The 13041-nt window shown below is 30.1% G+C and carries 9 protein-coding genes; 8 read left to right on the top strand and 1 reads right to left on the bottom strand.

The window, feature by feature from the left end; all coding sequences use genetic code 11:
* Window positions 1–63 precede the first annotated feature (63 nt).
* The 5 genes from CLCHR_RS22170 (at window position 64) to CLCHR_RS22150 (ending at window position 7945) form a co-directional block, all read left to right on the top strand.
* Window positions 64–1524 (top strand): NADP-dependent glyceraldehyde-3-phosphate dehydrogenase, encoded by a 1461-nt coding sequence (locus CLCHR_RS22170; RefSeq protein WP_079442081.1) that lies wholly within the window; start codon window positions 64–66, stop codon window positions 1522–1524.
* Window positions 1525–1923: 399 nt separating this feature from the next.
* Complete coding sequence (gene mutS / locus CLCHR_RS22165; RefSeq protein WP_079442080.1) at window positions 1924–4725, top strand: DNA mismatch repair protein MutS; 2802 nt, start codon at window positions 1924–1926, stop codon at window positions 4723–4725.
* 219 nt (window positions 4726–4944) lie between these two features.
* A complete protein-coding gene (locus CLCHR_RS22160) occupies window positions 4945–5484 on the top strand; it encodes a fasciclin domain-containing protein (protein ID WP_079442079.1) in 540 nt (179 codons plus the stop codon).
* A gap of 337 nt (window positions 5485–5821) precedes the next feature.
* Entirely contained in the window at window positions 5822–7402 is a 1581-nt protein-coding gene (locus CLCHR_RS22155) for a glycosyltransferase family 39 protein (RefSeq protein WP_079442078.1), read from the top strand.
* 3 nt (window positions 7403–7405) lie between these two features.
* Entirely contained in the window at window positions 7406–7945 is a 540-nt protein-coding gene (locus CLCHR_RS22150; protein WP_079442077.1) for a hypothetical protein, read from the top strand.
* A 160-nt stretch (window positions 7946–8105) separates the two neighbouring features.
* Here CLCHR_RS22150 and CLCHR_RS22145 read toward each other — a convergent pair whose 3' ends face one another.
* Window positions 8106–8750 (bottom strand): phosphoribosyltransferase, encoded by a 645-nt coding sequence (locus tag CLCHR_RS22145; RefSeq protein WP_079442076.1) that lies wholly within the window; start codon window positions 8748–8750, stop codon window positions 8106–8108.
* 361 nt (window positions 8751–9111) lie between these two features.
* Here CLCHR_RS22145 and CLCHR_RS22140 point away from each other — a divergent pair, with 361 nt between their 5' ends.
* The 3 genes from CLCHR_RS22140 (at window position 9112) to aat (ending at window position 12998) form a co-directional block, all read left to right on the top strand.
* Window positions 9112–11247 carry a PTS sugar transporter subunit IIABC gene (locus CLCHR_RS22140; protein WP_079442075.1) on the top strand — a complete coding sequence of 712 codons (2136 nt, stop codon included), beginning with the start codon at window positions 9112–9114 and terminating at the stop codon, window positions 11245–11247.
* A 21-nt stretch (window positions 11248–11268) separates the two neighbouring features.
* Window positions 11269–12117, top strand: a complete 849-nt coding sequence (locus CLCHR_RS22135; RefSeq protein ID WP_079442074.1) for a PRD domain-containing protein — start codon at window positions 11269–11271, stop codon at window positions 12115–12117.
* 230 nt (window positions 12118–12347) lie between these two features.
* Window positions 12348–12998 carry a leucyl/phenylalanyl-tRNA--protein transferase gene (aat, locus tag CLCHR_RS22130; RefSeq protein ID WP_079442073.1) on the top strand — a complete coding sequence of 217 codons (651 nt, stop codon included), beginning with the start codon at window positions 12348–12350 and terminating at the stop codon, window positions 12996–12998.
* Window positions 12999–13041 lie beyond the last annotated feature (43 nt).

Raw genomic sequence — 13041 nt, 5'->3', positions numbered from 1 at the left:
GTATTATATTGATAAAGGATAATTAATATTAGTTAATATAACTTATTAAAATGAGGTGAAGAGATGTTTAATTGTATTAAATGTGAAAATAATAATTTTAAAAATTTAATAAATGGTGAATGGGTTGGTAATAAAGATAATAAAGTAATTGAAATATATTCGCCACTCGATAATTCTCTAGTAGGAACAGTCCCAGCTATGACACAAGAAGATATTGATCATGTAATTCAAGTTGCAAAAGATGGGCAACGAGAATGGAGTAAAGTCCCAATGAATGAAAGGGCTGAAATATTATATAAAGCAGCTGATATTTTGGTTGAAAACGCAAACGAACTTGTTGATATTATGATTAGAGAAATTGGTAAGGATAGAAAGAGCTCTAAATCTGAAATTCATAGAACAGCAGATTTCATTAGATTTACTGCAGATACAGCTAAGAATATGGCTGGTGAGAGCATACCTGGAGATACTTTCCCAGGATTTAAAAGAAATAAAATTTCTGTAGTAAATAGAGAACCATTAGGGGTTGTTCTTGCAATATCGCCATTTAACTATCCTATAAACTTATCGGCTTCAAAAATTGCACCAGCAATTATAGTTGGAAACTCCGTTGTATTAAAACCTGCAACACAAGGAAGTCTATGTGGTTTATACTTAGCAAAAGTATTTCAAGAAGCAGGCGTGCCAAATGGTGTATTAAATACCATTACAGGTAAGGGTAGTGAAATTGGAGATTATGCTGTTACTCACAAGGGTGTGAATTTTATTAATTTCACTGGAAGTACTGAAGTTGGAGTTAAAATTTCTAAAATAACAAGCATGGTACCGCTTCTTATGGAGCTTGGTGGTAAAGATGCAGCTATTGTATTGAAAGATGCAGATTTAGATCTTGCAGCAAATAATATTGTAGCAGGAGGCTATTCTTATTCTGGCCAAAGATGCACAGCTGTTAAAAGAATATTAGTTCTAGAAAAAGTAGCTGATGAGCTAGTAAAAAAAGTAAAAGAAAAAATGAGTAATCTTACTGTTGGAAATCCTTTAGATAAAGATGTAGATATAGTTCCATTAATTAGTACAAAATCAGCAGATTTTGTTGAAGAATTAATAAAGGATGCCATAGACAAAGGAGCGGATTTAGTTGTTGGTGGAAAGAGAGACGGCAATTTAATTTACCCAACTCTTTTTGATAATGTAACCGGAGATATGAGAATTGCATGGGAAGAACCTTTCGGTCCAGTTCTACCAATAATGAGAGTAAAAGATAAGGACGAAGCTATAGAAATCGCTAATAAATCAGAGTATGGTTTGCAAGGTGCCGTGTTTACAGAAAACATAGAAGATGCCTTTTATGTCGCAGATAGATTAGAAGTAGGAACAGTCCAAGTAAATAACAAAACTGAAAGAGGTCCTGATCATTTCCCATTCTTAGGAGTAAAAGCTTCTGGTATAGGAACACAAGGAATAAGATATTCAATTGAATCTATGTCAAGACCTAAGGCAACAGTAATAAATTTAGTGAGATAGTGATTTTAGAATAGTTTAAAAAGCAGGAGTTTAATAACAGGCTCCTGCTTTTCACTTGCCTAATTTTTATGATATACTATTATCATAAAAACCTTACAGGATGTGATATAAATGGCTATAAATCCAATAGATAATAAAATATATACTTACTAGTATATGTTTTGACTGACAAAGGTTATGATTCTCCTAAAATATATTCTTTTAATGATACAGTAAAAGTCAATATTTATGATGATTTAGAAATAGATTTTAAATCACTTAGCCTTTTATAAAATAAAATTAATGAAAATCCCTAAGATAATTGTTATAATTGTTCTAGGGATTTTTAGGTTTATAAAGAAAATTTATATAAATATTATCTTCCCTTAAAATTGTGAGCCTTAAAGGAGGAAATTGATTATGGCTTTAACGCCAATGATGGTTGAATATATGAAAACTAAGGAGGAGTACAACGATTGTATTCTTTTCTATAGATTAGGTGATTTTTATGAGATGTTCTTTGATGATGCTATTACTGTATCAAGAGAATTAGAATTAGTACTTACTGGAAAGAACTGTGGCCTTGAAGAAAGGGCTCCTATGTGTGGAATTCCACATCATGCAGCAGCTGCATACATTCCAAGATTAGTTAATAAGGGCTACAAAGTTGCCATATGCGAACAGCTTGAAGATCCAAAAGAAAGTAAGGGAATTGTAAAAAGAGGTGTAGTAAAAATAATTACACCAGGAACCTTTGTGGATGCGAATAGTTCTTTAGAAAATGATAATACATATTTAATGGCTATTTACATAAATGACGATAAAATAGGTATAGCAGTCTCTGATATAAGCACAGGTGAATTCAAAGTAACTTCTTTTGATAACATAAAAATTAGTTTATTAGATGAAATTTCTAAATTGTCACCTAAGGAGATCTTGGTTGATGAAGATTTTAATGAAACTCTAATAAATGATATATGTGGAGTGACCTCTGCACTTTTATCAAAAAAGAAATTTAATGAGTTCCTTGTTAGTACGGAAGAACTTATAGAACAATTTTCTGATATGGAAGTAGCAGGATTAAATGAAGAAAGGGAAATTGCCAGCAAAGTATTGCTTAAGTACATATATGAAACTCAAAAAATGAGTTTAACAAATATAAATTTATTAGAACAGTATGAAATTATTAATTATATGACTATAGATGGCAACTCTAGAAGAAATTTAGAGCTTACTGAAAGTATAAGAGAAAAGAGTAAAAAAGGCTCTCTTTTATGGGTTTTAGATAAAAGTGCAACATCTATGGGAGGAAGAACTCTAAGAAAATGGATAGAAGAACCTCTTATAATTAAATCTGAAATCGAAAAAAGATTAAATGGTGTAAGTGAAACATTTAATTCTATAAGTTTTAATGAGGATTTAAGAAATGCACTTAAAGAAATATATGATATCGAAAGAATAGTTGGAAAAATTTCGAATAAAAACGTTAATGCCAAAGATATGTTGTCTCTTAAAGCATCTTTAGAAAGAATTCCAGCTATTAAAGAACTTTTAAAGAACACTAATTCTGATCTACTAAAGGAATATTATGCAAATCTAGATGAATTATCTGATATAAGAAATTTATTAGAGTTATCTATAAAAGAAGATCCTTCTTTAAGTATAAAGGAAGGGAATATAATAAAAGATGGCTATAATTCAGAAGTTGATGAATTAAGACAATCAAAACTTCACGGAAAAGAGTGGATTGCCGCGCTTGAAAATCGAGAAAGAGAATTTACCGGAATAAAATCCTTGAAGGTCGGTTATAACAAAGTTTTTGGCTATTATATTGAAATCTCAAAATCTAACTATAGTTCAATTCCAGAAGGAAGATATGTTAGAAAACAAACCCTTTCTAATGCTGAAAGATACATTACCGAAGAACTTAAAGTAATGGAAGATAAGATTTTAGGTGCTGAGGAAAAACTTATAAATTTAGAATATGGATTATTTAGTGAGATAAGAGACAGTATAGAAAAGGAAATTTCAAGACTTAAAAGGAGTGCTAGAATAATTTCAAATTTAGATGGAATATCTACCCTAGCTTTAGTTGCTCTTGAAAATGATTATGTTAAACCTGAAATAAATGAAGAGGGTGTAATTGAAATAAGTGAAGGAAGACACCCAGTTGTTGAAAAGGTAATTGGCAAAGGAGAATTCGTTTCTAATAATACCGTGTTAAATCAAAGTGATAAAGAGTTACTGCTTATAACAGGCCCAAATATGGCAGGTAAATCTACTTATATGCGACAGGTTGCTCTGATTACACTAATGGCACAGATAGGATCATTTGTACCTGCTGCAAATGCGAATATCTCTATATGTGATAAGATTTTCACAAGAATCGGAGCCTCTGATGATTTAGCTGGTGGAAAATCCACATTTATGGTTGAGATGTGGGAAGTATCAAATATATTAAAAAATGCAACATCAAAAAGTTTAGTTTTGCTAGATGAAGTTGGTCGTGGAACTTCAACTTATGATGGTCTTTCTATAGCTTGGTCTGTTATTGAGTATATTACAGAAAATGAAAATTTAAGATGTAAAACATTGTTTGCAACTCATTATCATGAATTAGTGAAATTAGAAGGGGTTTTACCTGGAGTTAAAAACTATTCTGTTGCTGTTAAAAAGATGAAAGATAGCGTAATTTTCCTTAGAAAAATTGTTGAAGGCGGCGCAGATGAATCCTATGGAATAGAAGTGGCTAAACTTGCAGGGCTTCCTGAAAAAGTTATAGATAGAGCTAAAGAAATACTTCTTGGGCTTGAAGGCGAAAATAGCTTTGATATACATAAGGTAACTAATACCGAAATTAAAGAAAGTGAAGTGGCCATAGATATTAATGAATTAGATAATAAAGTCACTGTTACTGAAACTGTTTCTAAAAGAAAGAGTGAATATATAGAAGAAGTACAAAACGAGAAAGAAACTTACTCTGAAATTAAAAATACAGAAGAAATCGAAAGTAACAGTAAAATTGAGAGTAAAGCTGAGAATTTACATAAAAAACATAAAAATAGAGATGCTTCAAATAATATGCAGCTAGACTTTGCCTTTATGGAAAAAGAAGCTTTCTTAAAAGGAATTAGTGAAGTAGATATATTAAGTTTAAATCCAATGGAGGCTATGAATACTTTGTATAAGTTGGTTGCTGAAGCTAAAAAATTAAATAGTTAATTTTTAGGAAAATGGATGTCTCCTATTATGAGAAAAAATTCATAACAATCCTTTATTCTGCAAGGTATTGTTATGAATTTTTTATTCTTAAAAAACCATGAACTTAATTTCGTGGTTTTTTTTTATTTAACTAAGAATGTAAAACATTAACTTAATAAATCTAAATACGATTGTACATACTAAGTTGGAATAATTTTAAATATGAAAAGGAGTGTCACTATGAAAATAAAATTTAGAATAATAACAACTTTAGCTATTTTGGTATCAATATTTAATACTATTGGGTTAAATCGCTATGTTTATGCAGAAGAAACAGATATATCAATTATGGAACGGCAAGATAGTTCAAAAGATATCGTCGATATTGCTATTAGCGACAATAGATTTAAAACTTTAGTAACTGCATTAAAGGCTGCTGAATTGGTAGATACTCTAAAAGGGCAAGGACCATTCACTGTATTTGCACCTACAGATGCTGCATTTGCTAAACTTCCAAAAGGCGCAATTGACAATCTTTTAAAACCCGAAAACAAAGAGACTCTTGTAAGAATTTTGACATACCACGTAGTACCAGGGAAACTTACTGCAGAGGATGTATTAAAATTAAACGATACGGAATTAAAAATGGTGAGTGGAGATAATGCGAAAATAGAAGTTAAAGATAATAATGTATATATTGATGGAGCAAAGGTTATAGTTACTGATATTATTGCTAAAAATGGAATAATACATGTAATCGATACAGTAATGATGCCCTAGAGGGAATTATATTACGTTTTTGATGTAGCTAAAAAAGGTGATATATGTAAGTTTTATTGATCAAAACCCTGAATATAGATAATTTAATTTCTATTTTTCACGGTTTTGACTTTATTTATTGTTTTTGTTACTCTTAGGTAAATATGTGAGAATTGATCACTCCATAATACTTTATTATATATGAGAAGATTCAAGGATATATTATAATAAAGCTAAACTTTAATTAGTAATAATTCGTTAAGCTAGTTTACAGGAATTATAATTATAATAGAATTGTTACATGTATTGCAGGACAAGCTACGCGATAAATAATATATTTCTATAAAGGAGTTTTTTTATGTTAGGGTTAATTAAGAAATCTATATATTTAATACTTATTTTCTTCATAGGACTTTTTATCGGATCATCATTTTTTATTAGGGCTGTATATGACTCTTACTTATATGGTGATAGGCCAATTCTTCAAAGTCAAAACTTAGGAGTTTTCATTTTACTGATACTTGTATTAATTGTTATAATCATATTTTTATATAGATTATGTTTAAAATTAAATAAATTCAGTAAAAAAATTATAATTCCAGCAACATTATTTCTTAGCTTTGTTATTCAAGTAACTATAATATTTTTGTTTACTAAATTACCTACAGCTGATTCTCAAACAGTACTTTCATTGGCTTTAAATATGTTATATAAGAATGATTACTCTTCGTTTCAAACCGGTGGATATCTTTATATGTTTCCATTTAATTTTTCTACAGTATTATATTTAAAAACTATATTATCTATATTTCCAGATAACTATTTAGTTATTAAAATTTTTAATATATTATTTACTCTGGTTACAACTCTGATGATTTATTTCATATATAAAGAAATAAATTATAAGTCTAAGGATAATGATTATGGGGTTCTAATATTTGCTGCAACTTTCATACCTTCATTATTTATGAGTAATTATATTTATAACGATATTATTGCGACGGCATTCCTTACCACTTCAATGTACTTTTTAATAAGGTTTGTAAAAGAAAATTCAATTAAGTTTATTATTATTTCTTCAATACTTCTATCAATCGGAAATTATTTTAGAAGTATAGGCGTTATTATATTAATATCTGGTGTAATATACATCATATTAAGTGCACGGAAAATAGGATTTAAGAAGGTACTTGCATCTTTTTGCATATTAGGTTTATTATTTAATATTCCAAGTTGGGTTCAAAATATTGTTTTACAGTCAGCTGGTGTTGTACAGGAATCTGTTAACAAAAATTCAGCTCCTATATATATGTGGCTGAATATGGGATTAAACGCTGATACATATGGGTATTGGGATAATATGAAAAGTTATAACATATATCAAAGACAGGCAAGCTATAATAAAGAAAAGAGTACAGCGTTATTTAAAAAAGAAATTGTAAATAAATTTTCCAACACTACCTTTGGTTATTTAGTGAATTTTTATTATGATAAGGTAATATGGACTTGGACGGAAGGTACCTACCAAATTGAAACATATGGCATTGGTAACGAAGCATCAAGTTCAAATCAAAGAATAGGTAGGGCACAAGCTCAGTATATATATACTACTTTTGCTACAGATGTATTTAAAGGAGCTTCAATATATAGAAGTGGACTAATTTGGATGATATATGTAACTAATTTTCTAATGTATTGTTTTATCTTAGTCAGATTAATAAGTGGAGTAAAAGCAAAAAGATTCGATGAGGTGTTTTTAAACTTAGTAATTTTAGGCTTTATTGGTTTCTATATCTTATGGGAAATCAAGTCTAGATACACTTACCCAGTATATCCGTTACTAATAATTTTATCATACATGGGATTTAAAGATTCTTATGATCTTATATCAAAAGGGAATTTGAAACAATATATTTCATCATTTAGAAAGAGGGCATAAAATATGAGAAAGATAGTGTATAGTATGTTTACAATTATGTCATTATTTATTTCCTCAATATCACTAGTTTCCTGTGAAGCAATTACAGCTCAAAATATAAATATTAATTCAGGCGGAGGGATGAATGGTGGTCCGAGAGGGAATGGTAATCAAGGCAATAATGGAAATTTCATAGGTACAATTATGAACACTAACATTATGGGCAAAATTATATCTATAGAAGGAAATTCTATAATGATAGAGTTAGTTGAACAGACTCAGAATAGTAAAACTTTAAATTCGAATCGTAATCAAAATAATAAAAACAAAAAATCCTCAAAAGAAGTTCAAGAGACAACGCATGAATTTAATGGTACAGGCATAGAAAAAACTGTAATCATTAATGATAATGTTGACATATCACAAGCATCGATTATGAAAAATCAAAATGATAACGCAAAATCTTCAATGAAGATATCAGATTTAGAAAAAGATCAAATTATAATGATTTGGTATAAAGAAGATACTGAAACAGTTGAAAGAATCAGTGTCATAAAATCATAATTATCATATAAACGCACAGTTAAGTATAAATCTCTTTTACTATGTAGACGTAGTAATAAAATAAGTTATAGAATAATAAAAATACTACTGAGTCCTTAAATAATAAATTTATGGTATTTTTATTATTTTTTTAATTTATTAATAACTTTTTATGTAATCTCTAGTCTGTAATTTCTCTGCTTAGTTCATGAACTATTTCAATAACCTCTTCATCAGTTGTTTGTTCAAAATTATTATAATATGGGCCAACAGCATAAAATTCTTCTGGAGTAATAAGACATATAATTTCATCAACAATTTTTTCTAATATCGATATAGTGTCTTTTGGCGCTACAGGTACTGCTAAAATGATTTTTTTGGGATCATGTTTTCTTATTGATTTGATAGCCACTTGTATGGTGGATCCAGTTGCTATTCCATCATCAATAATTATTACTGTTTTATTTTTTACATCTGGGTAATCAACGTTTCCTTTATATCTTAACAATCTCCTCTTAATTTCCTCAACTTGTTCAGATACTTCATTTTTTATATAATCCTTAGGTATATTTAGCATACTTATGTATTGTTCATTAAAAATACTAGTTTCATCTAAAGAAATAGCACCAATAGCTATTTCTTTATTTTGAGGTAAACCAATTTTTCTTGGAATAATAAGATCCCAATCGAATCCAAATTTCTTTATAGTTTCATAAGCAGTTATAATTCCACCTCTAGGAATAGCAAGAATGATAGGATTCTCATTCTTAAATTTTTCAAGCTTTACAGAAAGCTTTTCTCCAGCATCCTTTCTATCTACAAACATATCATAAACCCTCCCTTAAATAATTATTAATTAGTTTTAGTTGATACTTTAGAATTATTCATCATAAAGTAATCTATTTACAAAAGTAAAAATCGTAAGTTTTAATTAACGATATGATAAAATTTCTAAGATTAAATGAATATTTTGAATTATTTTGTCGGAAATTTTAACAAAAAACATTGACCAATAAAAATATCTATGATATTATTATTTCAATGATATAGTATGTAACTGGTAATCAGGCATTAACTATGCATAGATATTTTTTTAGGATGTTTATGTTAGTTGATGCTTTTTTGCGCGCGAAAAGCATCGGAAAACATCCTAAAAATTTAAAAATCATATAAAAAGGAGAAAAGATATGAAGGATAAACTTTTTGGCGTTTTACAACGTGTAGGAAGATCTTTTATGCTTCCAATTGCTATTTTACCAGTAGCGGGATTATTTTTAGGGATAGGTGGTTCATTTACTAATGCAACAATGCTTGAAACTTATGGACTTACTGGCATAATTGGACCTGGTACCTTTGCTTATTCAATTCTTTCAGTAATGAGTGCAGCTGGAAGTGTAGTATTTGGTAATTTACCTTTAATATTTGCAATGGGTGTTGCAATAGGTATGGCAAGGAAAGAAAAGGAAGTTGCAGCACTAGCTGCAGCAATCGCATTCTTTATTATGCATGCATCAATAGGTGCTATGATTAATATTCATGGTGGAACTGAGGCTCTTCTTAGTGGTGCGGCAACTTCAGTTCTTGGGATTACATCATTACAAATGGGTGTTTTCGGTGGTATTATTGTAGGTCTTGGAGTAGCAGCTCTACACAATAAATACTATAAAATAGAATTACCACAAGTATTATCATTCTTTGGTGGAACTAGATTCGTTCCAATTGTAAGTGCAATAACATATTTAATTGTTGGTATAATAATGTTTTATGTTTGGCCTCCAGTTCAAGCAGGTATTTATAAGGTTGGAGATATTGTATTACAGTCAGGTTATGCAGGAACATGGGTATATGGTTTAATGGAACGTTTGCTAATACCTTTTGGTCTTCATCATGTATTTTATTTACCATTCTGGCAAACAGCTGTTGGTGGTACAGCAGAAGTAGGTGGGAAGCTTATTGAAGGAGCTCAAAATATTTTCTTTGCTGAACTTGGAACTCAAGGAATATCACACTTCAGTGTTTCAGCAACAAGATTTATGTCAGGTAAATTCCCACTTATGATATTTGGTTTACCAGGGGCAGCACTTGCTATGTATCATTGTGCTAAACCAGAAAAGAGAAAAGTCGTAGGTGGACTATTATTATCAGCAGCATTAACTTCAATGCTTACTGGTATTACGGAACCTATTGAATTTACATTCTTATTTGTTGCACCATTATTATATGGAATTCACTGTGTATTTGCAGGACTAGCATATATGTTAATGCATATGCTTGGAGTTGGAGTAGGTATGACTTTCTCTGGCGGATTCATCGATTTATTCCTATTTGGTATTTTACAAGGAAATGCCAAAACAAGTTGGATATGGATACCTATTGTAGGTATTGGTTATTTTGTAGTATACTATGTATTATTTACAATATTAATTAAGAAACTAGATTTAAAGACACCTGGTCGTGATGATTCAGAAGAAGTTAAACTTTATCGCAGAAGTGACTTAGAAGCAAAGAAAAATTCTGAAAGCGGAGACGCTGGAGAGGTTGATGAATTATCAGCTATGATCTGTAGAGGTCTTGGTGGTAAGAAAAATATTTCAGACATTGACTGTTGTGCAACTAGATTACGTTGTACAGTTCACAAAGCAGAATTAGTAAACGATGTTTTATTAAAACAAACAGGTGCATCTGGAGTTGTTCATAAAGGTGTTGGCGTCCAAATTATATATGGACCAAGAGTAACTGTTATAAAATCAAACTTAGAAGATTACTTAGCTACAGCGCCAGATGAAGAAGTTGCAATTGATGCAGTAGTAAGAAATAAAGAAAGAAAAGTGCATGAAAACAAAGTTGAAGGAAAAGTTATTGGTACAATAGTTTTAGCCAGTCCATTAACTGGTAATGCTCAAGATTTATCTGAAACACCAGATGAAGCTTTTGCAAATAAGATGATGGGTGATGGAGTTGTAGTTACTCCTATTGAAGGTAATGTAGTTTCTCCAGCAGATGGGGTTATAAGTTTTGTATTCCCATCAAAGCATGCAGTTGGATTAACAACAACTGATGGAATTGAATTACTTATTCATATAGGAATAGATACAGTAATGCTTGATGGAAAAGGTTTTGAGACTTTCGTAAAAGATGGAGATAAAGTTAAGAAGGGTGATAAATTATTAAACTTCGACTTAGAATTTGTGAAAACAAATGCACCATCCCTTGCTTCACCTTGTATATGCACATCATTAAGCAGTAAACAAAAAATACGTTTATTAAAAACAGGAGATATAAAAGCTGGAGAAGCTTTAGTAGCAATTGATGTATTTGAATAACAAGTAAAGAGGAGGCATAAAATGTTCAGAGTAATAAAAGCATTAAACCATAATAGCGTTCTAGCAATAGATAGTGATACAAACAAAGAATTTATTTTGTTAGGCAAAGGTGTAGGATTTGGAAAAAAAGTAAACGAACGTATGGAAGCACCAGAAAATGCCCAAATATATCTATTGCAGCAAGAAACATCTAGGGGTTCAACTAAAGAGATAATAAACAACATAGAACCCGAGGTTCTTGAAATTGCTAGTAACATTATTATGGAAGCAGAAAAGAAATTTGAAAAAGTTGATAAGAACATTTTATGCCCTCTTGCAGATCATATAGCTTTTGCAATAAAAAGAATTAAAAATAATGAACATATAAGTAATCCATTAACAGCAGATATTAGGGCTTTATTTCCTGAAGAATACGAAGTTGCCTGTAAAGGAAAAGATATTATCAAGGAAATAGAAGGCGTTGATATTAATGAGGATGAGATTGGTTATATAGCGCTTCATATTCATTCTAGTTTAGGGAATGAAAAAGTATCACAGGCAATGGAAACAGCAATGTTAGTCAGAGATTGTATTACAACTATTGAGCAGAACATAGGAAAGAAAATTAACATTGACTCATTATCCTATAATCGTCTAATGAGCCATATTAAATACATGGCAGCGAGAACATTAAAAGGCGAGACAATAAAGCTTGATATGAATGACTATATTAGGGAACGGTTCCCTAAATCTTTTGAAATAGCAGCAGATATCTGTAGAAAATTAGGCAGTGAACTAAATAGAGAAATCAAGCCTGTAGAAATAGGATATCTTGCAATGCATATTGAAAGAGTATTTACAGATGAATTAGAAATAGAACCTATTGATTAAATAAATAATAGTACAAATCAAAAAATTTCTCAAACAACACTCTAAACCCACGAAAGTATAATTTGGCCGTTTGCTTTTCGTGGGTTTATTTTGGATTTACTTAAAATGCGCTATACCAATTAATATAATTGCGACTTAGTTGGCAATATTATAGAATATAATAACAAAATAATATAAATTGTGCTAGAATAGTTAAGTAGCTACATTTATCACATAAGGGAGTGAATAGAATGCCTGTATTTAAATTGACAAAAGATATTATTTTCCCTCCTACGGAACTTTCTGAAGAGGACGGACTTTTGGCAGTTGGAGGAGACTTATCTTTAGATAGATTGCTATTAGCTTATTGTAATGGTATATTTCCATGGTATAACGAAGGAGAACCAATTCTTTGGTGGTGCCCTAAGCCTAGATTTATAATAATACCTGATGAGGTTAAAATTTCTAAATCTATGAAAAAGGTTATTAAAAAAAATGAATTAAAGGTGACATTCAATAGAGATTTTGAAGGTGTAATTAGCAATTGTAAAAATACGCGCGAAAGTAATAACGAGGAAACTTGGATAAGTAACGATATGAAAAATGCATATATAAACTTATTTAATCATGGATATGGCATGAGCGTAGAAACATATATTGATGAGGAACTGGTAGGAGGCTTATATGGAGTCAAAATAGGGAAATGCTTTTTTGGAGAAAGTATGTTTACTAAAACTAGCAACGCTTCCAAAATCGCATTAATTAAACTTGCAGAAAGGCTTCGCGATGAGAATTTTATTTTTATAGATTGCCAAATGCATACAGATCATTTAGAAAGTATGGGTGGGAAGTATGTAGATTGGGATACTTATACGTATTTATTAAATAAAGGTATACAATAATAGGGTTGGTTTATTATATAGTATTTTTTACGCTTTATAATAA

The organism is Clostridium chromiireducens, from assembly GCF_002029255.1.
Classification (GTDB): domain Bacteria; phylum Bacillota; class Clostridia; order Clostridiales; family Clostridiaceae; genus Clostridium; species Clostridium chromiireducens.
Note: the sequence above shows the minus strand (reverse complement) of the source record. Positions and strands in the feature narration are given on the sequence as shown.